This is a genomic window from Actinospineispora eucalypti (genome assembly GCF_039543365.1).
Taxonomy (GTDB): Bacteria; Actinomycetota; Actinomycetes; order Mycobacteriales; family Pseudonocardiaceae; genus Pseudonocardia; species Pseudonocardia eucalypti.
In genome coordinates this window covers 35300-61360 of the sequence record NZ_BAABJP010000056.1, presented here as the reverse complement: position 1 = coordinate 61360, position 26061 = coordinate 35300, and the positions used below count along the sequence as shown (strand labels likewise).

The window sequence follows — 26061 nt, the reverse complement described above, 5'->3', positions numbered from 1 at the left end:
TCGCCGTCGGTCCAGCGCAGCGTACGTGAACCGAACCGCGTTCCGATAGGTGTGCTCGGCCTCAGCCCTTGGGCGGCTCAGCCCTTGGACGGCTCAGCCCTTGGTGAGCCGGGGAAGCAGCGCGGCGGCGACCGTGATCATCGCCGCGGCCGCCACGAACAGCACCCCGAAGCACACCCCGAACCGCGCCGGCGATCCCACCAGCAGCCCGCGCAGCGCCTCCACCTCGTAGCTCAGCGGGTTGATGTGGTTGACCACCTTCAGCCAGCCGGGCATCAGCTCCACCGGGTACAGCGCGTTCGACGCGAAGAACAGCGGCATGGTGATGGCCTGGCCGATGCCGAGCAGGCGGTCCCGGGAGAGCACCAGCCCGGCGATGGTGATGGACAGGCAGCAGAAGAACGCCGAGCCGAGCACCAGCACGACCACCATGCCGAGCAGGCGCAACGGGTCCAGCCGCAGGTCCGCGCCGAGCAGCAGTGCGATGACCATCACCGCCACCGCCTGCACCACCGCGCGCAGCCCGGCGGCGAACGCCTTGGCGGCCACCAGGGCCACCCGGGGCGTCGGGGTGGCCATGAGCTTGGCCAGCACGCCGGCGTCCCGTTCCCAGATGATCTGGATGCCGTAGAAGATGGCGATGAACAGGGCCGACTGGGCCAGGATGCCCGGCGCCAGGAAGTCCAGGTACGGCGTCCCGCCGGTGGGTATGGCGTGCAGCTGGGTGAACACCTGGCCGAACACCAGCAGCCACAGCGTCGGCTGCACCGCCCGGGTGACCAGTTCGGTGCGGTCGTGCCGCAGCTTCTGCACCTCGACCAGGCACATCGTGTACACCCGGGAGAACACGGTGCCTACCGCGCGCAGCGGCGAGGCCTCGATCGGCACGGTCATGACACCCTCCGCGCGGTCCGGCGGGCGCTGCGCACCTGGCGCATGCTCCCGTCCTCCGAGGCCTCGGCCAGCCCGTCGCCGGTGTAGGCCCGGAACACGTCGTCCAGCGTGGCGTCCGGGCCGAGGCCGGCGCGCAGCTCCACCGGGCTGCCCAGCGCGCGCACCCGGCCCCGGTGCATCAGCGCCACCCGGTCGCACCGCTGGTCGGCCTCCTGCATCAGGTGCGTGGTGACCAGCACGGTCATCCCGGTCTCCGCCTTGATCTGCTCGATGCGCGCCCACACCCCGTCCCGGGCGACCGGGTCGAGCCCGACCGTGGGCTCGTCCAGCACCAGCAGCCGGGGCGCACTGACCAGCGCCTGGGCCAGCTCCAGGCGGCGGACCATGCCGCCCGAGTAGGTCTTGGCCGGCCGGTTGGCCACCTCGGTCAGGTCCACCGCCTCGAGCACCTCGGCGACCCGGGCGGCGCGCTCCCGGCGCGGCACGTCGTAGAGCCGGGCGAACAGGCTCACGTTCTCCCGGCCGGTCAGCGTGCCGTCGGCGGACAGCTGCTGCGGCACGTACCCGAGCAGCCGGCGGACCGCCGTGCGCCGCTTGCCGGCGTCCACGCCGAACACGGCGATGGAGGACGGCGGCGCCGGCAGCAGTGTGGTGATCATGCGGATGGTGGTGGTCTTCCCGGCGCCGTTCGGGCCGAGCAGGCCGAACACCTCACCCGGGCGCACCTCCAGGTTCAGGCCGTCCACCGCGACGGTGTCGCCGAACCGCTGGTGCACGTCCGTGCAGCGCACGGCGGGTACCTCCGTTACCCGCCCCGCCGGCTTCGCCGGGTTGCCGTCCCCCGTGTCGGGCATCAGGGTGCCTCCTCGCGTTCGTCCAGTTCGGTGAGCAGCCGGTGCAGTGCCGGCATCGCGTCGGCCAGAGCCCGCCGGTCGGCCTCGGGCAGCCGGTACAGCGCCTTGTCCACGAGCTCCGCCCGGGCCGCCCGCCAGCCGGTCAGGTGGTTGCGCGCGCCCTCGGTGAGCTCCAGCCGCGCGGCCCTGCGGTCCGCCGGGTGAGACTCGCGCCGCAACATCCCGTCCCGCACCAGCTGGTTGACCTGGGTGCTCACCGAGTTGCCGGCCAGGTGCAGCGCACGGGCGGCCGCGGCCACCCCCGTACCCGGGTGCCGCTCCACGTAACGCAGCAGCTCGATGTGCCCGCTGGCCGGGTGGCTGCCGTTCCCGTGCGGCCCCGGCAACCGCTGGCGCAGCCGCCGCCGCACCACCCGGCGCAACGCGGCCAACGCCGTCATCAGCTCTTCCCCGGTCACCTGGCTCACGGAAACATATTACCTCTGCGAACGAGATACCTGCACCCCCAGTTTCCCGAGTCGGCGGTCCCAGCACTCCGAGTCGACGCTTCCAGCACACCGGGATTGCTCGCCGACCCCGTTTCATCAAATCTTGCTCAATTCCGGTTTGCCGATCCGTCCCGACGGCAAATCTAGCGGCAGCTAGCCCATTGGCACTGGTGAGGAGGGGTTCACGATGACCGGATTCGTGATTGTTGTTATCTTGATCGCATTCATTGTGCTCATCGGAATTGTCGGTGGAAAGGCCAACCGAGCGGCCGCCCGCAACTCCGGCAGCCGTTACCGTTCGTACTCCTCGTCGTACACCGGCTCCGGTGACGGCGGCGGTGGGTTCGGGGGCTTCGGCGGGTTCGGCGGCGACGGGGGCGGTAGCTGCGGTGGTGGGGACGGCGGCGGCGGTGGCGGCGGGAGTTGCTGATCCGTCCGCGTCCAGCCGGAGCCGACCCGCCCATCTGCTCTACGGCGAATGGCTGCGCCGCGAGCGCCGCCGGGGCGAGGCGCGCGAGCAGCTTCGTACCGCGCACAGCATGCTCGAGGCCATGGGCATGGCGGCCTTCGCCGAGCGGGCGGGCCGGGAATTACGGGCCACGGGCGAGACCGCCCGCAAACGGGCCGACGCCGCCCGGCACGAGCAGTTGACGGCCCCGGAGGCCCAGATCGCCCGCCTCGCCCGGGACGGCTTGTCCAACCCCGAGATCGGCCCGCGCCTGTTCATCAGCGCGCACACCGTCCAGTACCGCCTCCGCAAGGCCTTCGCCAAGCTGCGCATCAACTCGCGCAGCCAACTTGACCGCGTGCTGCCCCACGAATTCGGCAGCGATCGAGATGCTCACTAATCCTCACTTTCAAATCTTTACGCGGTGATCAATGTCCGGGGTTTTCGGCGTGGTGTTTGGGTGAGGTCTATCCATTTTGGAGGGATGAATTCGGGCCATCCGTTGTGGATGCGGATCTCCCACCCGGCGTGGTGGATCATCCGGTGATGCGCCCAGCAGAGCATCACCAAGTTGTTGAGGTCGGTGCGACCACCGTGCGCCCAGGGGATGAGGTGGTGGATTTCGCAGTGTCGGGGTTTCTTCCCGCAGCCGCGGAAGGCGCAGCCTCGGTCGCGGGCGGCGATGGCGCGGCGTTGGTAGCGGTCCACGGTCCGGCGGATGCGTCCAACGTCGACAACCATGCTGTCCCCGTCCAGCACGACTGGGAGGACGGAGCAGTCGCAGGCGAGTTGGCGGATCTGAGCGGCGGTGGCCCAGCCAAGTCCCAGGGTGGCCCCGCGCATCCGCTCCCGCAGGTCCTTCTCCTGAATGACCACGGTCAAATGGGGTCGTTCCCCACCCTGGGTGGGCAGGTCTCCGTCGTTGAGCGCCTGGACACACAGGGCGCCGAGGGCGTCAGCGTCACGTTCGGGCAGGGATTTGTCTTCGTCGTCGCCGCTGGTGCGGTGTCCTTCCAACGCCAAGGACAGAGCGGTGAAGGTCGCGGTGTCGAGCTGGCCCTTGACCCGCCCACCGCCACCATCCCGGCGGCGGTACAGGTGTAGTTCGTTGAGCTGTGGTTTCTCGTCTTCGGGTGTCGGGCCGTCTTGGTCCAGAGTGGTGAGCAGCTGAGTGCCGAGGCGGCGTAGTTCGTCGGGTCGACACGTGGTCGCCCACTCGGCGAGTTGGGCCTCGGCGCCGCTCCACATTGCCGGGTCGAGGCGTCGTCCGGTGGGGGAGTTGAGCAGGTCTTCGATGACGTCGGCGTGCGCCTGGTCGATGGTGAGCGCGCCGAGGGCGGTGGCGGTGGCGGGCATGACCGGTTCCACCGGTTGTCCGTCCAAGGTCATGGGGAACACCGAGCGGGCCACCGCGACCATTCGTCGGGCTTTACCGGGGTGGTAGCCCAACAGGTCCGCGATCGCGGCGCGGGCGGTGACACATCGTTGGTCGAACTCCCCGGACCGGTCCAGGTGGGCGATCAGTGACAGCCGTAGGTGGGCGAGGTCCCGTCCCAGTCGTTCGACGGCTTTGAGTCCTTCGATTTGGGTGGGGCCGTCGGCGGTGTCGAGGCAGGCGCGCAGGGCGGCCACCGCGGCGACCGCTTCCTGAACGCTGGACTCGAACATGCGTTCATGTTAGCATGAGATGCAGTGCGAAACCAAAATGATTGAAGAGGTGGTGTGCGTCGTGTGCCGTACCCGGCTTGCAACTCAATCCAGGACCGGAACCGCCGCGTTCCGGAGCGGGTTTCCTGGCTGTGGTCCCGTCCAAAGAAGAATCTAAGACGAGGAGGGTTTCGATCCGTTTGGATGTCGGAGACATCCGGACGGGCCGGCGCCGCACCGCGGCGCCGAACAACCCGTGCGCCCCGCAACCCCGAAAGTGAAACGTGTTCTAGTCAACACTCGGGTTGCCGCTACCAAGGAGGGCAGCGATGATCTCGCGGTGGGTTACGCGAAATTTGACCTGACCGGCCACGTCTCCCTGGTCACCGGCGGGAACAGCGGGATCGGCCTCGGCATGGCGCGCGGGCTGGTGGAGGCGGGCGCCCAGGTGTGCATCTGGGGCACCAAGGCGGACCGCAACGCCGAGGTGGTCGAGTCGCTGGGCGAGCGGGCCAGCGCGATGCGGGTGGACGTCGGCGAGGAAGAAAGCGTGGTCGAGGCGCTGGCCGAGGTGGTCGGCCGGTTCGGTCGGCTGGACTCGTGCTTCGCCAACGCCGGCGTCGAGTCCAACCGCAAACCCCTGGTCGAGACCAGTCTGGCCGACTTCCGTCGGATCACCCGGATCAACCTGGACGGTGCCTTCGTCACGCTGCGCGAGGCGGCCCGGCACATGATCGAGCTGGGCAACGGCGGCAGCCTGGTCGCCACTTCCAGCCTGTCCGTGCTGATGGGGCAGGCCGGCGGGTACGCCTACACGGCGAGCAAGGGCGGCCTGGTGACCATCGTGAAGGCGCTGGCCGTCGAGCTGGCCCGGCACGGCATCCGCGCGAACGCCCTGCTGCCCGGGTGGACCGAGTCGGGGGTCACCGCCGGCTCGTTCGCCAACGAGAAGTTCGTGAGCAACGTGATGCCGAGGATGCCGGTGCGCCGGTGGGGCGTCGGCGACGACTTCGGCGGCATCGCGGTCTACCTGGCCAGCGAGGCGTCGTCGTTCCACACCGGCGACTCGATTCTGATCGACGGCGGGTACGCCGCGTTCTGAGCCGTAGCCAGCGACTCAGTGGATCGAGGTGTCGCCGCGCTCGGCGAGCACCTTGCGCATCAACCCGGCCAGCTGGTCGCGCTCGGCCGGGTCCAGCGTGCTGAACAGGCGCGCCTCGTTGGCCAGGTGCTTGTCCATCAGCCCGTCGACCATGCTCACCGCCTGGTCGGTGAGCCGCACCTTCACCGATCGCCGGTCCGCCGCGTCGGCCTGCCGGGTGACCAGGCCCTTGGTCTCCAGGCGGTCGATGCGGTTGGTCATCGCGCCTGAGCTGACCATCGCCGCCTTGAGTAGCGCGCCCGGGGTCAGGGCGTAAGGCGCCCCGGCCCGGCGCAGCGTCAGCAGCACGTCCATCTCCCACAGCTCGAGGTCGTAGCCGGCGAAGAAGTCCTTGAGCTCGCGCTCCAGGACCCGGTTCAGCCGCTGCACCCGGCCGACCAGCCCCATCGGCCAGAGCGTGTCCGTGAGGTCCGGTCGCTCGCGCCGCCACTGGTCGGTGATCTCGTCGACCGCGTCGCGCACCGTGACACTCCTCTCAATGTGAAGAGACTTGAAATCAAGACATCTCGGATGGTGTCATGTATCTCGACGTTAAGATTATCAGTGAGGGGATTTCTGGTGACCACGGCCACGGTCAGTTCGGTAACGGCCAGCCCGGCGACGGTGCGGCCCGAACGCATTGTCGATCAGCTCCTGACCATGCTCACCCCGATCAGCTGGGGCACCACGTACGTGGTGACCGCGACCCTGCTCCCGCCGGACCGCCCGCTCCTGGCAGCGGTGTTGCGCGCGCTGCCGGCCGGCCTGCTGATCATCCTGCTGGTGCGCCGGATGCCGCCTTCGCCGACCTGGTGGTGGCGGTTCACCGTGCTCGGCGTGCTCAACTTCGGGGCCTTCTTCCCGCTGCTGTTCTTCGCCGCCTACCGGCTGCCCGGCGGCGTGGCGGCCACGGTCAGCACCGTTCAGCCGCTGCTGGTGGCCGGTTTCGCCTGGTTGCTGCTGCGCACCCGGACGCCGGTCGGCCAGTTGCTGGCCGCGCTGGTCGGAGTGCTCGGCGTGGCGCTGATGACGCTCGGCGCAAAGGCCCACCTGGACCCGCTGGCGCTGGTCGCCATGGTGGTGGCCACCGGGATGCTGGGGTTCGGGATCGTGCTGGCCAAGCGGTGGGGCAGCCCGGGGTCGCCGCTGATGAGCGCCGGCTGGCAGATGACCCTCGGCGGGCTGCTGCTCGCGCCGTTCACGCTGGCCTTCGAGGGGCTGCCGGACACGCTGACCGGGGCAAACCTGCTCGGCTACCTCTACCTGGCCACCATCGGCGGCGCTATCAGCTACTGGCTCTGGTTCCGGGGCATCGAGCGGCTCACCCCGACCACTGTCTCGCTGCTCGGCCTGGCCAACCCGCTGACCGCGACGCTGGCCGGCCTGGTGATCCTGGGTGAGTTCCTCACCGCCGGGCAGACGGTCGGGCTGGCCGTCGCGCTGCTCGCGCTGGTGGCCGGGCAAACCGTTGGCCGACAATCATCCGGTGAGCCACAACGACCGGATTCTGGAGCAGTTCCGGCTGCAGGCGGAGACGTTCACCGACACCGGGTTCGCGACTAGCGGCCTGGAGTGGATCGTCCAGCAGCTCGGACCCCGCCCCGGCATGCAGGTTCTGGATGTCGCGGCGGGCGCGGCGCATCTGGGGCGGGCGCTGGCGCCGCACGTCGGGCACGTGTCGGCGCTGGACCTGACACCGGAGATGCTGGCCCAGGGGGACCGGCTGGCCCGCGCGGCCGGCCTGCGCAACATCACCTTCCTGCGCGGCGACGCCACCGCGCTGCCCTGGCTGGATGACCAGTTCGACCTGGTCGCCTGCCGGTTGACCCTGCACCAGGTAGCGGACGCGGCCGCGGTGGTGCGCGAGATGGTGCGGGTGTGCCGGCCGGGCGGCCGGATCGGCGTCTCCGACATGCTGCTCCAGGGACCCGGGGTGGCCGAGGAGAACACCCGCGTCGAACGGCTGCGCGACCCCAGCCACAACCGCACGCTCACCGCCGAGGAGATCCACGGGCTGCTGCGCGCGGCCGGCGCCACCGTGACCGGCACGACCAGCCGGCCGAACCCGCTGGACCTCGAGGACTGGATGACGCGCAGCCAGACCCCGGAGGGAGACCGCGTGGAGATCCGCCGCACCCTCGACGCCGAGCTGGCCGGCGGCCCGTCGACCGGGCTGCGGCCCGAGCGGCGCGACGGCGTGCGCACCCTCACCCACGTGTGGGGCACCATCACCGCCGAAGCCGGACGTTAGGGCAGCTGCTCCGGCTCGCTGCCGTGCGCGTCGACCGGTTCGCCGCAGCGGGCGCAGCGCACCTGGGAAACCACCTGGCCGCCGCAGTCCCGATGGGTCAGCCGCAGCGTGGGTCGCTCGGTCAGCCAGCGCTCGCCGAACCGCAGCAGCTCCACGATGAGCGGGAAGAAGTCCCGGCCGAGCTCGGTCAGCCGGTATTCGTGGCGGACCGGTTTCTCCTGGTAGGCGACGCGTTCCAACACCCCGTCGGCGACCAGCCGGCCGAGCCGTTCGGACAGTGGCGTGCGGGCGATGCCCAGGATGCGCTGCAGGTCGGAGAACCGGCGCACGCCGAAGAACGCCTCCCGCAGGATCAGGAACGTCCACCGGTCGCCGGCCAGTGCGAGGGTGGCCAGCACCGCGTCCTGGTCCGGCGGCGGCCGGCGGACTTCCCCGGGCATGAGGGGCAGGCTAGCGCGTCGCTTGACACGACACCCGAGTCGGTCTTTATTTGAGACCTACTGCCGGAGGAGATCACCGATGATCGAAGTCGAGGCGGCCGACGGCGTCGCCACGCTCACCCTCAACCGCCCGGAGGCGAAGAACGCGCTGTCCATCGAGCTGCGCGACCTGATCGCCGACGCGCTGGAGGAGCTGTCCGCCCGCGAGGACGTCCGGGCGATCGTGATCACGGGGACCGGTGACGTGTTCAGCGCGGGCTTCGACCTGCGTGAGTTCGCCCGGGCCCAGGACGACCGGGCGCTGCACCGGCGCATCTGGGACTCCAGCGACCGGTTCCACCGAATGGTGCTGCACTGCCCGACGCCCACCGTGGCCGCGGTGAACGGCCCGGCCATCGCCGGCGGCTTCGACCTGGCCGTGATGTGCGACCTGCGGGTGGCCGCCGAGCACGCCCGGTTCGAGCACCCGGAGATCGGTTTCGGTGACGTGGTCTACGGGCCGCTGCGTGAGCTGGTCGGCGGGTCGATGGCCCGCGAGCTGGCGCTCACCGGGCGGAGGGTGTCGGCGGCGGAGGCGCTGGAGCTGCGCCTGGTCAACAAGGTTGTGCCGGCCGATGCGGCGCTGCCCGAGGCGCGCGCGATGGCGGCCGCCATCGCCGCCAGCCCGCGCTGGGTGAGCCGGCGGACCAAGGCCAAGATCATCCGGCGGGCCGCCATCCACCCCGGCGACACGCTGGATCTCTGAGGGCGGCCGCGCTAAGCCGGTCCGAAGGCGTTGGCGGTGCGGTCGCGCAGCGCGTCCAGCGCCGCCGGGTACATGCGCTGCTTGATCACGCCCAGGGTGGCGGGCGGCTTGCCGGTGAGCGGTCCGGCCAGCTCGAGGGCCACGTCGAGCACCTTGTCCGCGTCGGCGGTGGCGTCCACGATGTGCGCCTGCAGCGCGGCCGGGCCGGGGTAGCGGCGGCCGGTGGTCATCGCCTCGTGCGCCGCCTTCGGGCTCAGCTTGGCCTGGATCAGTGCGCTCATCCCGGGGGTGAACGGGATGTGGATGTCCACCTCGGGCAGGCAGAAGAACCCCCGGTCGCCGCGCATCACCCGGAAGTCGTGGGCCAGCGCCAGCATCGCGCCGGCGGCGAACGCGTGGCCCTGCAGTGCGGCCACCGTGGGCACGGGCAGGGCGAGCATCCTGGCCAACAGGTCGTGCACCTCGGCGACGTGCTCGTTGAGCTGGTCCGGGTGCTGGCCGATCCAGTCCAGGTCCAGGCCGTTGGACCAGAACTTCCCGCCGGCCGTGGTGACCAGTGCGCGCGGCCCCTCGGTCGACTCCACCCGGTCCAGCGCCTGGTTGACCTCCCGCAGCCAGTCGGGATGCAGGCGGTTCTCGGTGTCCCCGAGGTCCAGTACGAAGACCTCGCCGACGCGGTGCAGACCGGGCATGAACGCTCCTCGGGTTCGGGGCGGGCTGGGAGGGACAGCCGAGTGTAACGCTGTTATTCGGGCGCTGACTCGGCGACCAGCAGCGCCTCGCCGTGATTTTCGGCCCACCGGGTGAGGGTGTCGATCGGGTCGATCAGGCTCTGGCCCAGCTCGGTCAGCGTGTACTCCACCCGGAGCGGCACCTCGGCGTAGGCCTGCCGGTCCACCAACCCGTAGCGCTGCAGCCGGCGCAGCGTCTGGGTGAGCATCTTCTTGGAGATGCCGCCGATCAGCTCGATCAGCTCGCCGTGCCGGCGCGGCCCCTGGCTGAGCCCGTAGACCACCACCACGGACCACTTGTCCGCGATCACTTCCACGGCCAGGCGGGCCGGGCAGTCGGCCAGGAACACGTCGCCGGGGCCGCCGTGGTCACGCATGGTGCCCAGGGTACCGACTGGTTCCCACGGGGCGTCCTACCGTGGCGCCATGCCGACCAAGATTCCGGACAGCGCCCACCGCCTGTTCGAGACCGACCGCTACGCCACCTTCGTCACCCTCAACCAGGACGGCTCGCCTCAGGTGAGCATGATGTGGATCTCCCGTGACGGCGACGATCTGCTGTTCGGCGTGGAGGGCCGCCGGGTGAAGGTGGCCAACCTGCGCCGCGACCCGAGGCTGACCGTGATGATCGAGGACACCGAGAACACCCCGGAGGGGCTGCGCCAGCATCTGGTGGTGCGGGGCACGGTCAGCTTCACCGGGCCGGACCTCGGCGAGAAGTGGACCGACTTCATGGACCGCGAGTCGCACCGCTACCTGGGCACCGACTTCCCGTTCCCCAACCGGATCTCCAGCACCGGCCTGATCGGCCGGATCACGGTGGAGAAGGTCTCCGGCGTCGGCCCTTGGGCGAGCTGAGCCGTATTGCTCCGGTAAGTCCCCGGCCGTAGTTTTGCCCGGTGGTCGGGGACTACCGGAGCTACCTCAGGAAACTGCCCAAGGTCGAGCTGCACTGCCACGTGGAGGGCACGCTGCGGCCGGCCACCGTGGTCGAGCTGGCCGGCAAGCACAGCATCCGGCTGCCCACCACCGAGGTCGACCAGATCTACCGGTACGACACGATCTACGAGTTCCTGGAGATCTACAAAACGGTGAACTCCACGGTCATCGACCGGGACGACTTCGCCCGGATGGCCTACGAGACCCTGGAGGACGGGGTCCGGCTCGGCAATCTGAAGTACCGTGAGATGTTCTTCAACCCGACGCTGCACACCGCGCGGGGCATTCCGATGGCCACCGTGATGGACGGGCTGGTGGACGGCATCCGGGCGGCCGAGCACGACCTCGGGGTGCGCTGCGCGCTGATCGCCGACGTCTACCGGCAGGACCCGCCCGAAGTGGCGCGGCGGATGGTCGAGGAGGTGCTCGAGCACCGCCGCCCGGAGCTGATCGGGCTGGGCATGGACGCCGCCGAGGCCCCCGATCCTCCCGAGAAGTTCGTCGAGGCGTACCGGGTGGCCAAGGCCGGCGGGCTGCGGCTGACCAGTCACTGCGCCGAGGACGGCCCGGCGAAGAACGTGACCACCTGCCTGGACCTGCTCGGCTGCGAGCGGCTGGACCACGGCTACCACGCGCTGGAGGACCCGGCCGTGGTGGCGCGGTGCATCGACCAGGGGGTGACGTTCACCGTCTGCCCGACCTCCACCGCCGTGGTCTACGGCTGGCCCGACCTGACCACGCACCCGATCACCCGGATGATCGAGGCCGGCATGTCGGTGATGCTCAACTCGGACGACCCGACCATGTTCCACACCGACATCGGCAACGAGTACGCCGAGTTCTGCGCCCAGAACGACTACCCGCCCGGGCTGGTCCGGCGGCTGGTGATGCAGGGGGTGGAGGCCGCCTGGCTGGACGACTCGGACAAGGCGGCGATGCGTCGCGCGTTCGAGGCGGAGATCGACGAGCTGGACCGGGAGTTCGGCATCTAGTGCGGCGTGGTCCGGGCGCCGGTGCGTTCGGCGCCTATGCCGGCCACGACCACGCAGGCGATGCCGATCACGGCGGCGATCCCGGGGATCTGGTGCAGGGCCAGCAGGCCGATGATCAGGGCCATGGCCGGTTCCAGGCACATCAGCGTGCCGAATGCCGACGTGGTCAGCCGGCGCAGTGCCAGCATCTCCAGCGCGAACGGGACCACCGGGAGCAGCAGGGCCAGGCCCAGCCCGGCCAGCAGCAACTGCCAGCTCAGGTGCTCGAACGCCGCCCACCCGCCGATCGCCGTGGCCACCAGCCCGGCCACCGGCATGGAGACGGCCAGGCCGTGGAGGCCGGACAGCTCGTCGCCGACCCGCTGGGTGAGCAGGATGTACCCGGCCCAGCAGGCGCCCGCGCCCAGCGCGTAGAGCACACCCAGCGGGTCCACCGTGCCGTGCCACGGCTCGGTGAGCAGCAGCACGCCCACCGCGGCCAGCGCCGGCCACACCTTCCGCCCGCCGCGCCCGCGTGCCACGGCCACCCCCAGTGGGCCGAGGAACTCGAGCGCGCTGGCGGTGCCCAGCGGCAGCCGCGCCACGGCGGCCATGAACAGCAGCGTCACCCCGGCGGTGACCACGCCCAGCGCCACGCAGGCCAGCAGGCCGGAGCGGGTGTACGCGGACGGCCGGGGCCGCAGGATGACCAGGAAAAGCACGCCCGCCCACGCCAGTCGCAACCAGGCGACGCCCTCCGGCGGGATCCGTTCCAGCAGCCCGACCGAGACGGCCAGTCCGAGTTGCACGCACAGCATGGCCACCACGGCCATCCCCGCGCCGACCCGCGTGTCACCCGGCTGGCTGGTCGTGGTCGTCGAGGAGGTCACGCGTTCGAGTACACACGGCACGAATCGTCCGTGTCCACCTCATAATCATGGACAAAACGTTCGCGAATTCTTCACAATCGCCCATATGGACAGCCGGCGGCTGCGCTATCTGCTGGAACTGGCCCGGCTCGGGTCGATGCGTGCGGTCGCGGACGCCCTCGGCACCACGACGTCGACCGTGTCACAGCAGATCGCCGTGCTCGGCCGGGAGACCGGGGCGGTCCTGGTGGAGCCGGAAGGCCGCCGCGTGCGGCTGACCCCGGCCGGACGCCGGCTGGCCGCGCACGCGGTGACCATCCTGGCCGCGATCGAGGCCGCCCAGGCCGACCTGGACCCGGGCGCCGACCCGGCCGGCACCGTGCGGGTTTCCGGGTTCGCCACCGCGATCCGCCGGTCGTTGTTACCGGTGGCCGCCTCGCTGGGGGAGAGCCACCCGAACGTCCGGCTGATCATGTACGAGCACGAGCCGGCCGAGGCGCTGGCCCTGCTCGCCGGCAACGACGTGGACCTGGCGCTCACCTACGACTACAACCTGGCCCCGGCGGTGTTCGACACCGGGCTGGCGGTCACCCCGCTGTGGTCGACGCCCTGGGGGCTGGCGGTGCCCGCCGGGCCGAGGGCGCCGCGCGACGGCGACACCCCGGCGGTCTTCCGCGCGTTCCGGAGATACGACTGGATCGGGAACTCGCGCAACCCGGCGGACGAGCGCGTGGTGCGCACGCTCAGCTCGATGGCCGGGTTCGAGCCCAGGCTGACCCATGAGGCGGACAGCCTGGACCTGGTGGAGGAGCTGATCCTGGCCGGCTTCGGAGTCGGCCTGCTGCCCGCCGACCGCCCCGCGCGCCCCGGCATCCGCCTGCTCCACCTGAGCGGTCCCGAAGTGCGCCTGCGCGCCTACGCGGTCACCCGCCACGGCCGGTCCACCTGGCCCCCGGTCACGTTGCTCCTACACCTGCTCACGGGCCGACTGCTGGAGTGACCGAATCAGGGTGCTGAAGGCACTGAATCGGGGTGCTGGAGGCACTGAATCAGGGGGTGGGGGTGAGGATTTGGATGCCGGGGCGGGGGGTGGTGGGCGTGCCGGGTTCGGGGGCGGGGGTGTGGACGACTATGCGGGTGCGGTCGGCCCGGAAGAGGTCGTGGGAGAACTCGATCGGGCCGCCCGTCCGGTCGGTGGTGGTGCGGGTGCGACTAGACGAGTAAGCCCGAATCCGCGTCGATCGGTGCGCGACGCCGGATTTCAAGATCGGCTTGGACGGCGCCGGCCGGGTGGTCTGTCGGCTGGGGCGTCGCCCGTCGCGTCGGGTTGCGAAGCGTAGCCGGCAGGTGGCGGCTCCCCGGGGTTCGCTTCGACGAGCGGCGGACGCCCGGCGCGAACCGTCAGCACGCACCGTCCGACACTCACCCTGAGTGACCGTCGAGTGACGGGTGGGACAGTCGAGACGGTGAGCCCGGCCGCGCTGAGGGTCGCCACCACCGAACGCAAGGCCAGTCCCGTTTTGATCAAGGAATGAGCGGACTGAGCTTGGTCTCGACGGCCAGTGGCGACCACACCCGGTCACGCTTGGTGAGACACCCCCGGACCGGAGCGGCACAATGCCAACCGGAAACTCCGACCGGACAGTCCGCTGAACGTGAGGGCCGGACTCAGGCCCGGGCCGCGGCCTCCCGGCAGACTTCGGTTGGAGGTGGGGTCATCCCTACCAAAACAGTAGGGATGACGTCCCCCCGAATCGGGGGGTTCGCACGATTCCCCGCGCCTCCCGAAACGGCGAGACTGGCTCTGCGACCCGACGAGGCCTCGATCATCCGGGGCCGTCGGCTCTTCCCCGCCCTTTCCCGTGGGGCGGGGGAGGCCGAGGTTAAAGGGCTGCGCCGCGGCTCTGCCGTCCGAGTAGCTGGTCGGGGAGTTCGGCGATGGCGCGGCGGAAGGGGGCGCCATCGCCGAACAGGCGGCCGTGCACCAGGCCGCCTTCGATGCGGACGAAGGCGTCCTCCGCCGCCGCGTTCGCCTCGCCGGCCGGGCGGCCGCCGCGCTGGGCCGCGTCGGCCATGGTGGTGATCCAGGTGCGGGCCACCGAGGCGGCCTTGGTGCGCACCGGCTCCGGCGCGCCGCTCAGCGGCAGGGTGTCCAGCGCGCAGGCGAGCAGCCCGCCGCCGTAGATGTCGGTCAGCCGCTCGGCCGAGGCGGCGATGCCGGCGCGGGGGTCCGGGTCGGTGCGCATCGGCTCGAGCACGTCGGCGAACAGCCGGCCCACCCGGTCCAGCACCGCCTCGGCCATCTCCGCCTTGCCGCCGGGGAACCGGTGGTAGAGGCTGGCCCGGCGCAGGCCGGCGGCCTCGGCCAGCGCGCCCAGCGATGCGCCCTCGTAGCCGGCCGAGCGGAACACCTCGGCGAGCCGGTCGTACAGCTCGTCGTCCCGCACGGTCACTGGCCTAGGCATGCCTCCCATGTTACCGAACGTCCTGTCGAAATTCCGTCTCGGCTGATTCTCAGGCTATGGCTCTTGCCACATTGCTTTACCGGTCGTTCGGTAATAGCTTCTGAAGCACCGAGCAAGACGGGACTTCGGAAAGGGACCAGGACAATGCCGTACATCACCGTCGGCCAGGAGAACAGCGCCGAGATCAAGCTGCACTACACCGACCGGGGCACCGGCCAGCCGGTCGTGTTGATCCACGGTTACCCGCTCTCCGGTGCGTCGTGGGAGAAGCAGGAGGACCGGTTGCTGGAGGCCGGCTACCGGGTCATCACCTACGACCGCCGGGGTTTCGGGCAGTCCAGCCAGCCCAGCGTCGGCTACGACTACGACACCTTCACCGACGACCTGGACAAGGTGCTCACCACCCTGGACCTGAATGACGTGGTGCTGGTCGGCTTCTCCATGGGCACCGGCGAGGTGGGCCACTACCTGGGCCGGTACGGCGCCGCGCGGGTGGCCAAGGTGGCCTTCCTGGCCTCCCTCGAGCCGTTCCTGCTGAAGACCGACGACAACCCGGGCGGCGTGGACCAGAGCGTGTTCGACGGCATCCAGGCCGCCGCGCGGGGTGACCGGTACGCCTGGTTCAGCCAGTTCTACAACGACTTCTACAACCTGGACGAGAACCTGGGCAGCCGGATCAGCGAGGAGGTCGTGCGGTCCAGCTTCGCGGTGGCTTCCGGGGCCGGGGCGAAGGCCTCCTGGGCGGTCGTGCCCAGCTGGCTGACCGACTTCCGCGCCGACCTGCCGAAGATCGCCGAGACCGGTGTGCCGGTGCTGATCGTGCACGGGACGGGGGACCGCATCCTGCCCATCGACGCCACCGGCCGCCCGTTCGCCAAGGCGCTGCCCAAGGCCCGCTACCTGGAGATCGAGGGCGCGCCGCACGGGTTCCTGTGGACGCACGCCGACGAGATCTCCGACGCGTTGGTGTCCTTCCTGGCCGACTGACGCGGGCTACTAGCCTGGCCTGGCCCCGTGCGGCGCGGGACCGGGCCGGGCGCGGGCAACGGGAGGGTGGGATGTCGCTCTTCGGGCGGGAGCTCGAGCTGAAGCGGCTCGCCGAGCTGATCGACGGGGTGGACCACCGAGGTGGCGCCCTGCTGGTACGCGGCGAGGCCGGAATCGGGAAGTCGGCGCTGGTGACCGAGGCGCGCGCGCTGGCCGGGACATCCCGGACCCGGGTGCTCACCACGGTCGGCGTGCCGGCCGAGCAGCACCTGCCCTACGCCGGGCTGCACCAGCTGGTCTACCCGCTGCGCGCGGGGGTGAACGGGTTGCCCGGGCCGCAGCGGGAGGCCATGGGCGCCGCGCTCGGCCTGCGCGACGGTGAGGTGCCGGACGGGCACCTGGTCGGCATGGCCACGCTGAACCTGGTGGCCGACGCGGCAGTCGAAGAACCCCTGTTGCTCATCGCCGAGGACGCGCACTGGCTGGACCCGTCGACCGTGGACGCGCTGGCCTTCCTGGCCCGCCGGCTGGACTCGGAACCGATCGTGCTGGTCGCCACCCTGCGGGACGGCGAGCCGTCCGGGCTGGACGAGGTCGGGCTGCCCGAGATGACCGTGCCGAGGTTGCCCCCGGACACCTCGGCCGAGCTGCTCGACTCGGTGGCGCCCGGCCTTTCCCCGGTCGTCAGGGCGCGGGTGCTGCACGAGGCGGCGGGGAACCCGTTGGCGCTGACCGAGCTGCCCGACGCGCTGCGTTCCCCGGGCGATCCGCCGGCGGACGGCCTGCCGCTGACCGCCCGGCTGGAGCGGGCGTTCGGCGCGAAGGTGGCCGAGCTGTCGGAGGCCACTCGCACCGCGTTGCTGGTCGCCGCGCTGCACGACGGGGACGCGGTGGCCGAGGTGCTGGACGCCGCGGGCCGCGCGCTGGACACCGGGGTCGGCCTGCCCGACCTGGCGGCGGCGGAGCAGGCCCGGCTGATCGAGCTGACCCCGGCCGAGGTGCGGTTCCGGCACCCGCTGATGCGTTCGGCGATCGCCCGGGCGGCCGGCCCGGCGGAACGCCAGGCCGCCCACCGGGCGCTGGCCGAGACGTTGCGGGAGTGGCCGAGGCGGCGGGTCTGGCACCTGGCGGCGGCCGCCGCCGGCCCGGACGAGGAGGTCGCCGGCGAGCTGGCCGACGCCGCCGAGCTGGCCCGCCGGCGGGGCGCGGTTGCTACCGCCGTCGCCGCGCTGGAACGCTCCGCGCGGCTGACCGGGCGGCCGGAGCCGAAGGCCGAGCGCCTGCTCGGCGCGGCCGAGCTGGCGGTGGAGGCCGGCCGGCCGGAGACGGTGACCCGGCTGCTCGCCGAGGTGGCCTCGCTGGACCTGCCGGCGTGGCAGCGGGCCTGGGCGGCGTGGATCCCGACCGGGTTCGACGACGGCGTGCGGGAGCACCTGGCGGCGCCGGGGGAGTTGGCCGGGGTGGCCGAGGCGATGGCCGCCGACGGGAACGTCGACCTGGCCGGGCGCATTCTCTGGGGCGCCGGGATGCGCTGTTTCTGGGTCGAGCCCGGGGCGCCGGCGCGCGAGCGGATCGCCGGGGTGACGGACCGCATGCCGTTGCCGCCCGGCGACCCGAGGGCGACGGCGATCTCCGCCTACGTGGCGCCGTTCGAACGCGGCGGCGCGGTGCTGGCCCGGCTGGCCGAGCTGGGCGGCGACCCGGCGGGCGACCCCGCCGTGGCCCGGTTCCTGGGCAGCGCGGCGCTGCAGGTGGGGGCATTCGACCTGGCGGCGCGGTTCGCCGCCGCCGCCCAGCCCGGACTGCGCGCGCAGGGCCGGTTGGGCCTGCTGGCCCGCACGCTGGCCGTTCAGGCGTGGAGCTGCACCCGGCTGGGCGACCTGGCTACCGCGCTCCCGGCCGCCGAGGAGGCGGCGCGGCTGGGCGAGGAGACCGGCCAGACCTACATGTACGGCCTGGCCCGGGCGGTGCAGGCGGAGATAGCCGCGCTGCGCGGCGACTACCGGCAGGCCGAGGCGCTGGCCGCGCTGGCGGAGCGGGTGGGTCTGGCCGCCGGGGCGCGCCCGGTGCTGGCCACCACCCGGCTGGCGCTCGCCCTGGTCGCGCTGGGCGAGGGGCGGCACGACGACGCGTTCGCCGAGCTGCGCCGGCTGCACGACCCGGCCGACCCGAGCTACCAGCTGGCCCTGCGCTGCTACGTCACCGCCGAGCTGGCCGAGGCGGCACTGCGTGCGGAACGCACCGACGGGCTGGCGGAGATCCTGCGCGAGCTGGAGGAGCTGGCCCCGGTCACGCCCTCGCCCGCGCTGCACGCCGGCCTGCGCTATGCCCGCGCGGTGCTCGCGCCGGACGACGAGGCGGAGCGGCTGTTCGAGGCCGCGCTGGCCGCCGACCTGACCGGTTGGCCGCTGGAGCGCGGCCGGGTCCAGCTGGCCTTCGGCGAGTGGTTGCGCCGGCACCGGAGGGTGGCCCAGGCGCGGCCGCACCTGCGCGCCGCTCGGGAGACCTTCGACGCGCTGGGCGTGACCGGGTGGAGCGAACGAGCCCGCGCCGAGCTGCGCGCCGCCGGCGAGACCAGCCCGAACCGCGACCCGGACGCCCGCGACCAGCTCACCGCGCACGAGCTGAGCATCGCCCGGCTGGCCGCCGACGGCCTGACCAACCGGGAGATCGGCCAGCGGCTGTACCTCTCGCACCGCACGGTGAGCACCCACCTGCACCGGATCTTCCCCAAGCTGGGCGTGGCCTCCCGGGGCGAGCTCGGCGCCGTACTGGTGACGTACCCGGGCTCCGTCACCTGACGGGCGCGGCGCCGGCGCGGGCTGCCTAGCGTCGGGGTCGTGATCAGCAGGAGAACGTTCTCACGGGTCTTTGCCGGTTCGGCGGCGACACTCTGGGCGGCCGGCTGCGCCTCGACGGAAACGCCGACCCAGACGCCGGCCGGTGCGCCGGCGCCGCCCCCGGTGGCGCCGCCGGAGCCGGAGCACACCTCCTTCGAGTCGGTGAAGCAGATCGACGCGGGGGAGCTGAGCGTCGGGTACGCCGAGGCCGGCCCGGCCACCGGCGTCCCGGTGATCCTGCTGCACGGCTGGCCGTACGACGTGCACAGCTACCTGGACGTGGCGCCCCGGCTGGCGGCGGCCGGGTACCGGGTGATCGTTCCCTACCTGCGCGGGTACGGCCCCACCCGGTTCCGCTCCGAGGCGGCCTTCCGGGGCGCCCAGCAGGCCGTGGTCGCGGCGGACACCATCGCCCTGATGGACGCGCTCAAGATCGACAAAGCGGTGCTGGCCGGCTACGACTGGGGCGCCCGGACGGCGGTGGTGACCGCGGCGCTGTGGCCGGAGCGCTGCCGGGCGCTGGTCTCGGTGAGCGGCTACCTGGTCGTCAACCTGGACACCAACTCGCAGCCGCTGCCGCCGTCGGCCGAGCTGGGCTGGTGGTACCAGTACTACTTCGCCACCGAGCGCGGGGTGCTCGGCTACACCCGCAACCGCTACGAGTTCAACAAGCTCATCTGGAAGCTGGCCTCGCCGAAGTGGAACTTCACCGAGGAGACCTACCGGCGCACGTCGGCCTCCTTCGACAACCCGGACCACGTGGCCCTGGTGATCCACAACTACCGGTGGCGGCTGCGCCTGGCGCCGGGGGACCCCCGGTACGACGACCTGGAGCGGCGGCTGGCCGCCGGGCCGGCGATCGGCGTGCCCACCATCACCGTGGCCAGCGACTTCGACGGCGCGGCCAAGGACGGGATGGCCTACCGGTCCAAGTTCACCGGCCCCTACGAGCACCGCGTGCTGGACGGGATCGGGCACAACGTGCCGCAGGAGGCACCGGAGGCGTTCTCCCGGGCGGTGCTCGATGTGGCGACCCGCTGAGCGGCGGCGCCTGGCGGTGGCGGCGCTGACGCTGGCCGCCGGTCTCGCCACCGCCGCCTGCGCCGGCCCTCCGCCCATTCCGCCGGGAGAGGCCGGCTGGCTGCCGGCGCCGGTGGTGCCGCTGGACAGCCAGCCCCCGCCCCGGTTGGTGGTCGACGCGCCGCTGCCGGACCAGTTGGCGAAGGGCCTGGTGGTGCTGCGCTACCGGGCGGAGAACCTGCGGATCGTGCCGGTCTACGGGCCGAACGCGCTGGACGTCTCGCCGCGCATCGGGCACATCCACGTCACCGTGGACGACGCGCCCTGGCACTGGGCCGACGCCAGCGGCGAACCGCTGATCATCCAGTGGCTGCCGCCGGGACCGCACAAGGTGTGGATCGGGCTGGCCGACCCCACGCACAAGGTCATGGACAGCAGGACCGTCGAGTTCGTCATCCCGCCCGGCCAGGGCGGCGGAGGCCATCACTGAGGCGTTAAAAAGTAGAACCTGTTTCGGTACTTCGGACCGAGACCCGCTACGCTTGGTACTCCCGGCGTCAAGCACTTCGTCGGGGGTGAGGCCGCCGCCTGGACGTCCCCCGATCCGGGCGGCGAGCCTCGTCCCTTTTTGACCACCTTCCCCCTTGGTGGTACGCGTATTTAACCGCGTAAACAATCAGCGCTTGCATACCGACCCGGGTATTCGCGCGATCGGGTGTCACCCCTCGGGGCGCGGGCCGAACAGCGCGATCGACCCGGCCACGGCGACCTCGGCCAAATCGCTCATCCGGCCGCCGTCCTCCAGCGTCGTCGCGGTCAGCTCGCGCAACCCTCCGAGCAGCAGGATGGCGTGCTGGCGGGAGATCGGCCCCAGGCCGGCGTCCCGCCACTGGTCATTGTCGGCCAGCGTCTGGACCATCACCACGAAGCCGGCCATCGCCTCGCGCTGCAGCCGCCGCGCGGCGTTGCCCAGCGAGGGCAGGTCGCGGATCCAGCTCACCATGAGGGTCGGCGAGGACTCGGCGGACCTGATCCATGCCTCGATCGCCTGCCGCACCTGGGTGCGCCACGGCGCCGCCGGATCGACCGAGGCGGAGATGTGCCGGATCATCGCGGCGTTCGCCTCGGCGAGCAGCGCCACGTAGCAGGACTCCTTGTCCGGGAAGTGCTGGTAGAAGGTCCGCCGCGAGGTGCGGGCGCGGCGCACGATGTCGGCCACCGTGGTCGCCCGGTAGCCGTCGTCGGCGATCGACGAGGCGAGCCCGTCGAGCAGTCGTCGGCGGAAGTCCGGCGTGGCGGGCTCGGTCTGGAGCGCCGGCTCGGCCGGTTCCGGGTGCCGCGCGGTGGTCATCGGCAACACGGTATACGGCTTCGCGCTTGCGGGGACTCGGTACAGCGGCGTACCGTCGAGCTGGTACGTCAACGTACCAAGTATCGGGAGGGTTTCCATGACCACCGCGACGCTCCCGCCCGGCCCGACCGCGCCGCCGTTCTTGCAGGGGGTGTACGCGTTGACCCGGCCACTGCGCGGGCTGCCCCGGCTGCGCGCCAAGTACGGCGACGCGTTCACGGTGCATCTGCCGATCTTCGGCCGGGTGTTGGTGATCAGCGACCCGGTGGAGATCAAGCAGCTGTTCCTGAGCGGTTCGGAGCTGGTGGAGAACGTGGAGCCCAACCTCGGCCGGTTGCTCGGCCCCGGCTCGTTCTTCGCGCTCACCGGCGACGAGCACCGGGCGCAGCGCAAGCTGCTGGTGCCGCCGTTCCACGGCCGCCGCCTCAAGGCCTACGAGCGGATCATCGAGGAGGAGACGGAGCGTGAGCTGGCCGGCTGGCCGGAGGGCCGGGAGTTCGCCACGCTGCCGTCGATGATGCGCATCACGCTGAACGCCATCCTGCGCGCGGTGTTCGGCGCGGAACGCGCCGGGCGAGCGCGCGCCCAGTTCGGCGCGCGCGGGGAAAGCAGCGCGGAACGCGCCGGGCGAGCGCGCGCCCAGTTCGGCGCGTGCGGGGAAGGCAGCGCGGCCGGCGCGGAGTTCGACGAGCTGCGCGACCTGTTACCGCGCATGGTCACGTACGCCTCCCGGCTGGCGGTGCTGCCGCTGCCGCCGCGCGACCTCGGCCGGTGGAGCCCGTGGGGGCGGTTCCTGGAGATGCGCCGGCGCTACGACGACATCATCAGCCGACTGATCGACACCGCCGACCACGACCCCCGGCTGGACGACCGCAACGACGTGCTCGCGCTGCTGCTGCAGAGCCGCTACGAGGACGGCTCGCGGATGAGTCACTCCGATATCGCTGACCAGCTGCTCACCCTGCTCGCGGCCGGCCACGAGACCACCGCGACCACGATGGCCTGGGCGGTCGAGCGGTTGCGCCGGCACCCGTCGGTGCTGGCCGAGCTGGTCGACGAGGTGGATGCGGGCGGGCACGCGCTGCGCGAGGCCACCATCCTGGAGGTGCAGCGGACCCGGCCGGTGATCGACGGGGTGGGCCGGCAGGTCAAGGCGGATCATCTGCGCATCGGCCGCTGGACGGTGCCCCGCGGTTACAACATCGTGGTCGCCATCTCCCTGGTGCACGAGGACGAGGCGGTCTTCCCGGACGCGAAGGCGTTCGACCCCGGTCGGTTCGTGGACGCCAAGCCGGACCTCTACCAGTGGATCCCGTTCGGCGGCGGCACCCGCCGGTGCATCGGGGCCGCGTTCGCCAACATGGAGATGAACGTGGTGCTGCGCACCCTGTTGCGCGACTTCCGGCTGCTGCCCACGGACGCCCCGGACGAGCGTTGGCGCTCCCGGGGAGTGGCCAACGCGCCGGCCAAGGGTGGCCTGATTGCGGTGCGGCGCCGTTCCGCACCGCCGGTGCCGGCCGTGTCACAGGCGCAACAACCCCCGGTCGGGGCGGTTCATCCGCCGGCCGGAGGATTGACGGGTGGGGCGCCTGGGTTCGTAGAGTCGCCTGATGACCAGCACCCAGTCCACCCGTGACAGCGCGCTGACCGGCATCATCGAGGCCACCGCCCGTGCTTCCGAGGAGAACCCGGAGCGGGCGAGGGTCCGGTTCCACGCCGCCGGCGCCGGCACCACCGGGGTGCGCACCGAGATGAAGGTCGGCCGGCACGAGGTGGTCGTCGACGAACCACCCGCGCTCGGCGGCGAGGGTGCCGCGCCCAACCCGGTCGAGGTGGCGTTGGCCGGCCTGCTGTCCTGCCAGGTGGTCAGCTACCGGTTCTGGGCGGCCAAGCTGGGCATCCCGCTGACCGACGTGACCGTCGAGGTGGACGGCGACATGGATGTGCGCGGGTTCTTCGGGCTGGACGACCACACCCGGCCGGGCCCGACCGAGATCCGGCTCGCGGTGGACCTGCGCGGCCCGGCCCCGGCGGCCGACTACCAGCGGCTCAAGGACGCTGTGGACGAGCACTGCCCGGTGCTCGACCTGTTCCGCAACACCACCCCGGTGCGCACCCGGTTGGGGCTATAGCGCCTCGAGGACGGTGGCGTTGGCCAGGCCGCCGGCCTCGCACATGGTCTGCAGGCCGAACCGCGCGCCGCGCTCCCGCATGGCGTAGGCCAGCGTGCCCATGATCCGTGCGCCGCTGGCGCCCAGCGGGTGGCCGAGCGCGATCGCCCCGCCGTTCACGTTCACCTTGGCCAGGTCGACGCCGGTCTCCCGTTGCCATGCCAGCACCACGCTGGCGAACGCCTCGTTCACCTCGAACAGGTCGATGTCGCCGAGGGTGAGGCCGGCTCTGCGCAGGACCTTCTCGGTGGCCGGGATGATCGCGGTGAGCATGAGCAGGGGGTCGTCCCCGGTGACCGCGAAGCTGTGCAGCCGGGCCAGCGGGCGCAGTCCCAGCTGGTCCGCGCGCTCCCTGGACATGATCAGCAGTGCGGCGGCGCCGTCGTTGATCGGGCTGCTGTTGCCGGCGGTCACCGACCAGTCGATCTGGGGGAACCGGCGGGCCATCGCGTCGTCCACGAACGCCGGCCGCAGGCCGGCCAGTACCTCCGGAGTGGTGGCCGGGCGAACCGACTCGTCGATGGTGGTGTCGCCGAGCGGGGTGTGCACCGGCACGATGTGGTCGGCGAACGCGCCCCGGGCGTGCGCGGCGGCCGCGCGCGCGTGGGACTGGGCGGCGAACTCGTCCAGTTCGGCGCGGGACAGCGACCACTTGGCCGCGATCAGCTCGGCGCTGATCCCCTGCGGCACCAGGCCGTCGGGGTAGCGGGCGGCGATGCCCGGGCCGAACGGGTCCGCCCCGGGTGGCACGTTCGACCACATCGGCACCCGGCTCATCGACTCCACCCCGGCGGCGATCACCACGTCGTAGGCGCCGGCGATCACCCCCTGCGCGGCGAAGTGCACCGCCTGCTGGCTGCTGCCGCACTGCCGGTCCACCGTGGTGGCCGGCACGCTCTCCGGCAGGCCGGCGGCCAGCGCCGCCCACCGCGTGGTGTTCTGCGCCTGCTCGCCGACCTGGTCGACCGCGCCGCCGATCACGTCGTCGACCAGGGCCGGGTCGATGCCCGTCCGCTCGACCAGTGCGGCGATGGTGCCGCCGAGCAGGCTTACCGGGTGCACGCCGTGCAGCGCGCCGCCCGGCTTGCCCTTCCCGATCGGTGTGCGTACCGCGTCGACGATGACTGCTTCCGCCATGACTACCTCCTGGGTTGTCTGACCTCCTAAGTTGGATTCTAGGACTTACTCGCCGCGATACACTGTGGCCATGGCGACACCGGTCCGGGAGTGCTCGATCGCCAACGCCCTCGCCGTGGTCGGCGAGCGCTGGAGCCTGCTCGCGCTGCGCGAGGTGTTCTTCGGCGTGCGGCGGTTCGACGCGATCGCCCGCAACACCGGGGCGAGCCGGGACATCCTGGCCGCGCGGCTGCGGTCGCTGGTGGAGGCCGGGCTGCTGCGCCGGGAGCGCTACGAGGAGCACCCGCCGCGCCACGAGTACGTGCTGACCGAGGCCGGTCGCTCGCTGCACACCGTCCTGCTCACCCTGATGGACTGGGGTGACCGGTACGTCACCGAGGGCGCTCCGCCGACCGCCTGGCGGCACAGCTGCGGCGCCGAGCTGCATCCGCGCACGGTGTGCGACTCGTGCGGCGAGCCGGTGCGGCTGGGGGACTCCACGCTGGTCCACAGCTCGTGGCGCGAGTTCACCTAGGGTTCACGACTGGCCCGGCAACTTATCTATACAAGTTGTGTCAGGCTGGCGGCATGACCGAACTGATCGGCGCGCGGTACGCGCGCTGGGACGGCGTGGGCCGGCCGCTCACCGTGATCACCACCCGCACCTCGGCGACGCCCGGCGTGGGGGAGGCCCTGGTCCGGGTCGACCTGGCCACCATCTGCGGCAGCGACCTGCATACCGTGCTCGGCCGCCGGCCCTCGCCCGCGCCCGGGGTGCTGGGCCACGAACAGGTCGGCACGGTGCTCGCGGTCGGCCCCGGTGAGCCGCCCCGGTGCGTGGACGGCTCGCCGGTCGTGCCGGGCATGCGGGTGGTCTGGTCGGTCACGGTGAGCTGCGGTTCGTGTGCCCGATGTGGCCGGGGGATGCCGCAGAAGTGCTTGAGTCTGCGCAAATATGGGCACCAGCCGCTGGATCCCCGGCGGCCACTGACCGGTGGGTTCGCCACGCACGTTGTGCTGCTGCCGGGCACGGCGATCGTCCAGGTGCCGTCCGGTCTGCCGGACGTGGTGGCCGCGCCTGCCGCCTGCGCGACGGCCACGGTCGCCGCCGTGCTGCGCGCCGGTCGCACCGAGCTGGCCGGGGCGCGGGTACTGGTCACCGGTGCGGGCATGCTCGGCCTGACCGCCGTGGCGATGGCCAGCCTGGCCGGCGCGCATGTGTTGGTCGTGGATCCCGACCCGGCCCGCCGGGAGCGGGCGCACGCTTTCGGCGCCTCCTCGGTCTCCGGGGGCGAGCTGCCGGACGGTGGTGTGGACCTCGCGGTGGAGCTGTCCGGCAAAACCGACGCGGTGCAGCTTGCGCTGGATTCGCTGGACGTGGGCGGCACCCTGGTACTGGCCGGCTCGGTCACGCCCGGACCGCCGGTGAACCTCGACCCGGAACGAGTGGTGCGCGGGTTGCACACGGTGGTCGGGGTGCACAACTACCGCCCCGAGGACTTGCTCACCGCTGTGGACTTCCTGGTGGCGCACCATGATCGGTACCCGTTCGCGGAGTTGGTCGCCGGTCGGTACGGGTTGGCGGAGTTGGACGATGCGTTCGGCGTGGCTCGTGGGGGTGGGGCGGCTCGGCAAGCCGTGGTGCCGGTTTGAGGGTGCGGTTTGGGGCGGCACCGCCGCAAACCGCCGGCCG

Annotated in this window: 29 protein-coding genes; 17 read left to right on the top strand and 12 right to left on the bottom strand. The window is 71.8% G+C overall.

Going from position 1 to position 26061, the window contains the following annotated elements; translation table 11 throughout:
- Positions 1–93 precede the first annotated feature (93 nt).
- Genes ABEB12_RS36800 through ABEB12_RS36790 form a run of 3 tightly spaced genes read right to left on the bottom strand, consistent with a single transcriptional unit; the run spans position 94 to position 2215 of the window.
- Entirely contained in the window at positions 94–894 is an 801-nt protein-coding gene (locus tag ABEB12_RS36800) for an ABC transporter permease (protein WP_185066359.1), read from the bottom strand.
- Positions 891–1748 carry an ATP-binding cassette domain-containing protein gene (locus ABEB12_RS36795; RefSeq protein ID WP_185066358.1) on the bottom strand — a complete coding sequence of 286 codons (858 nt, stop codon included), beginning with the start codon at positions 1746–1748 and terminating at the stop codon, positions 891–893. The genes ABEB12_RS36800 and ABEB12_RS36795 overlap by 4 nt, the downstream gene beginning before the upstream one ends.
- Positions 1748–2215: a MarR family winged helix-turn-helix transcriptional regulator gene (locus tag ABEB12_RS36790; protein ID WP_345703460.1), complete on the bottom strand. Its 468-nt coding sequence runs from the start codon at positions 2213–2215 to the stop codon at positions 1748–1750. The genes ABEB12_RS36795 and ABEB12_RS36790 overlap by 1 nt, the downstream gene beginning before the upstream one ends.
- A gap of 208 nt (positions 2216–2423) precedes the next feature.
- Here ABEB12_RS36790 and ABEB12_RS36785 point away from each other — a divergent pair, with 208 nt between their 5' ends.
- Both ABEB12_RS36785 and ABEB12_RS36780 read left to right on the top strand, forming a co-directional pair.
- Positions 2424–2666: a hypothetical protein gene (locus ABEB12_RS36785; RefSeq protein WP_185066357.1), complete on the top strand. Its 243-nt coding sequence runs from the start codon at positions 2424–2426 to the stop codon at positions 2664–2666.
- A complete protein-coding gene (locus ABEB12_RS36780; RefSeq protein ID WP_345703459.1) occupies positions 2629–3084 on the top strand; it encodes a helix-turn-helix transcriptional regulator in 456 nt (151 codons plus the stop codon). The genes ABEB12_RS36785 and ABEB12_RS36780 overlap by 38 nt, the downstream gene beginning before the upstream one ends.
- A 17-nt stretch (positions 3085–3101) precedes the next feature.
- Here ABEB12_RS36780 and ABEB12_RS36775 read toward each other — a convergent pair whose 3' ends face one another.
- Entirely contained in the window at positions 3102–4352 is a 1251-nt protein-coding gene (locus ABEB12_RS36775; protein WP_185066356.1) for a DUF222 domain-containing protein, read from the bottom strand.
- 319 nt (positions 4353–4671) lie between these two features.
- Between ABEB12_RS36775 and ABEB12_RS36770 the strand changes: the two genes are divergently transcribed.
- Complete coding sequence (locus ABEB12_RS36770) at positions 4672–5433, top strand: SDR family oxidoreductase (protein WP_185066355.1); 762 nt, start codon at positions 4672–4674, stop codon at positions 5431–5433.
- 15 nt (positions 5434–5448) lie between these two features.
- On the opposite strand, the gene ABEB12_RS36765 is transcribed toward ABEB12_RS36770, so the two are convergent.
- Entirely contained in the window at positions 5449–5955 is a 507-nt protein-coding gene (locus ABEB12_RS36765) for a MarR family winged helix-turn-helix transcriptional regulator (RefSeq protein WP_345703458.1), read from the bottom strand.
- A 96-nt stretch (positions 5956–6051) separates the two neighbouring features.
- Between ABEB12_RS36765 and ABEB12_RS36760 the strand changes: the two genes are divergently transcribed.
- Positions 6052–7035 (top strand): EamA family transporter, encoded by a 984-nt coding sequence (locus tag ABEB12_RS36760; protein WP_345703457.1) that lies wholly within the window; start codon positions 6052–6054, stop codon positions 7033–7035.
- Positions 6959–7723, top strand: coding sequence for a methyltransferase domain-containing protein (locus ABEB12_RS36755; protein ID WP_185066354.1), 765 nt, complete (start codon positions 6959–6961; stop codon positions 7721–7723). Before ABEB12_RS36760 ends, ABEB12_RS36755 begins: the two co-directional genes overlap by 77 nt.
- Here ABEB12_RS36755 and ABEB12_RS36750 read toward each other — a convergent pair.
- Entirely contained in the window at positions 7720–8163 is a 444-nt protein-coding gene (locus ABEB12_RS36750) for a winged helix-turn-helix transcriptional regulator (protein WP_185066353.1), read from the bottom strand. The genes ABEB12_RS36755 and ABEB12_RS36750 overlap by 4 nt on opposite strands.
- A gap of 79 nt (positions 8164–8242) precedes the next feature.
- Between ABEB12_RS36750 and ABEB12_RS36745 the strand changes: the two genes are divergently transcribed.
- Complete coding sequence (locus ABEB12_RS36745) at positions 8243–8908, top strand: enoyl-CoA hydratase-related protein (protein ID WP_185066352.1); 666 nt, start codon at positions 8243–8245, stop codon at positions 8906–8908.
- Positions 8909–8919: 11 nt separating this feature from the next.
- On the opposite strand, the gene ABEB12_RS36740 is transcribed toward ABEB12_RS36745, so the two are convergent.
- Positions 8920–9600 carry an enoyl-CoA hydratase-related protein gene (locus ABEB12_RS36740; protein WP_185066351.1) on the bottom strand — a complete coding sequence of 227 codons (681 nt, stop codon included), beginning with the start codon at positions 9598–9600 and terminating at the stop codon, positions 8920–8922.
- A gap of 53 nt (positions 9601–9653) precedes the next feature.
- The gene (locus ABEB12_RS36735) at positions 9654–10016 is read right to left on the bottom strand and encodes a winged helix-turn-helix transcriptional regulator (RefSeq protein WP_185066350.1); all 363 of its coding nucleotides are present in this window, start codon (positions 10014–10016) and stop codon (positions 9654–9656) included.
- Between the two features lie 49 nt (positions 10017–10065).
- Between ABEB12_RS36735 and ABEB12_RS36730 the strand changes: the two genes are divergently transcribed.
- Both ABEB12_RS36730 and add read left to right on the top strand, forming a co-directional pair.
- Positions 10066–10497, top strand: coding sequence for a TIGR03618 family F420-dependent PPOX class oxidoreductase (locus tag ABEB12_RS36730; RefSeq protein WP_185066349.1), 432 nt, complete (start codon positions 10066–10068; stop codon positions 10495–10497).
- Positions 10498–10538: 41 nt separating this feature from the next.
- Positions 10539–11570, top strand: a complete 1032-nt coding sequence (gene add, locus ABEB12_RS36725) for an adenosine deaminase (RefSeq protein WP_185066348.1) — start codon at positions 10539–10541, stop codon at positions 11568–11570.
- On the opposite strand, the gene ABEB12_RS36720 is transcribed toward add, so the two are convergent.
- Positions 11567–12439, bottom strand: a complete 873-nt coding sequence (locus ABEB12_RS36720) for an EamA family transporter (RefSeq protein WP_345703456.1) — start codon at positions 12437–12439, stop codon at positions 11567–11569. The two genes, add and ABEB12_RS36720, sit on opposite strands and share 4 nt — an antisense overlap.
- Positions 12440–12524: 85 nt before the next feature.
- On the opposite strand from ABEB12_RS36720, the gene ABEB12_RS36715 reads away from it, so the two are divergent.
- Positions 12525–13418, top strand: a complete 894-nt coding sequence (locus ABEB12_RS36715) for a LysR substrate-binding domain-containing protein (protein ID WP_185066347.1) — start codon at positions 12525–12527, stop codon at positions 13416–13418.
- Between the two features lie 883 nt (positions 13419–14301).
- Here the strand turns inward: ABEB12_RS36715 and ABEB12_RS36710 are convergent.
- Complete coding sequence (locus ABEB12_RS36710; RefSeq protein ID WP_185066346.1) at positions 14302–14883, bottom strand: TetR family transcriptional regulator; 582 nt, start codon at positions 14881–14883, stop codon at positions 14302–14304.
- Positions 14884–15027: 144 nt separating this feature from the next.
- Here ABEB12_RS36710 and ABEB12_RS36705 point away from each other — a divergent pair, with 144 nt between their 5' ends.
- The 4 genes from ABEB12_RS36705 to ABEB12_RS36690 all read left to right on the top strand — a co-directional run bounded on the left by ABEB12_RS36705 (position 15028) and on the right by ABEB12_RS36690 (position 20220).
- The gene (locus ABEB12_RS36705) at positions 15028–15870 is read left to right on the top strand and encodes an alpha/beta fold hydrolase (protein WP_185066345.1); all 843 of its coding nucleotides are present in this window, start codon (positions 15028–15030) and stop codon (positions 15868–15870) included.
- A 71-nt stretch (positions 15871–15941) separates the two neighbouring features.
- On the top strand, positions 15942–18671 hold the full coding sequence (locus tag ABEB12_RS36700) for an AAA family ATPase (RefSeq protein WP_185066344.1): 2730 nt from the start codon (positions 15942–15944) through the stop codon (positions 18669–18671).
- A 39-nt stretch (positions 18672–18710) separates the two neighbouring features.
- Complete coding sequence (locus ABEB12_RS36695; protein WP_185066343.1) at positions 18711–19751, top strand: alpha/beta fold hydrolase; 1041 nt, start codon at positions 18711–18713, stop codon at positions 19749–19751.
- A complete protein-coding gene (locus tag ABEB12_RS36690; RefSeq protein WP_221499053.1) occupies positions 19735–20220 on the top strand; it encodes a DUF6130 family protein in 486 nt (161 codons plus the stop codon). Before ABEB12_RS36695 ends, ABEB12_RS36690 begins: the two co-directional genes overlap by 17 nt.
- A gap of 228 nt (positions 20221–20448) precedes the next feature.
- On the opposite strand, the gene ABEB12_RS36685 is transcribed toward ABEB12_RS36690, so the two are convergent.
- Complete coding sequence (locus ABEB12_RS36685) at positions 20449–21081, bottom strand: TetR family transcriptional regulator (RefSeq protein WP_185066342.1); 633 nt, start codon at positions 21079–21081, stop codon at positions 20449–20451.
- A gap of 97 nt (positions 21082–21178) precedes the next feature.
- On the opposite strand from ABEB12_RS36685, the gene ABEB12_RS36680 reads away from it, so the two are divergent.
- Positions 21179–22717 (top strand): cytochrome P450, encoded by a 1539-nt coding sequence (locus ABEB12_RS36680; protein WP_185066341.1) that lies wholly within the window; start codon positions 21179–21181, stop codon positions 22715–22717.
- Positions 22692–23213 (top strand): OsmC family protein, encoded by a 522-nt coding sequence (locus ABEB12_RS36675; protein WP_185066340.1) that lies wholly within the window; start codon positions 22692–22694, stop codon positions 23211–23213. The genes ABEB12_RS36680 and ABEB12_RS36675 overlap by 26 nt, the downstream gene beginning before the upstream one ends.
- Here ABEB12_RS36675 and ABEB12_RS36670 read toward each other — a convergent pair.
- The gene (locus ABEB12_RS36670; protein ID WP_185066339.1) at positions 23208–24389 is read right to left on the bottom strand and encodes an acetyl-CoA C-acyltransferase; all 1182 of its coding nucleotides are present in this window, start codon (positions 24387–24389) and stop codon (positions 23208–23210) included. The two genes, ABEB12_RS36675 and ABEB12_RS36670, sit on opposite strands and share 6 nt — an antisense overlap.
- Before the next feature lie 70 nt (positions 24390–24459).
- Here ABEB12_RS36670 and ABEB12_RS36665 point away from each other — a divergent pair, with 70 nt between their 5' ends.
- A complete protein-coding gene (locus tag ABEB12_RS36665) occupies positions 24460–24903 on the top strand; it encodes a winged helix-turn-helix transcriptional regulator (protein ID WP_185066338.1) in 444 nt (147 codons plus the stop codon).
- A 53-nt stretch (positions 24904–24956) separates the two neighbouring features.
- Positions 24957–26021 carry an alcohol dehydrogenase catalytic domain-containing protein gene (locus ABEB12_RS36660; protein ID WP_185066337.1) on the top strand — a complete coding sequence of 355 codons (1065 nt, stop codon included), beginning with the start codon at positions 24957–24959 and terminating at the stop codon, positions 26019–26021.
- Positions 26022–26061 lie beyond the last annotated feature (40 nt).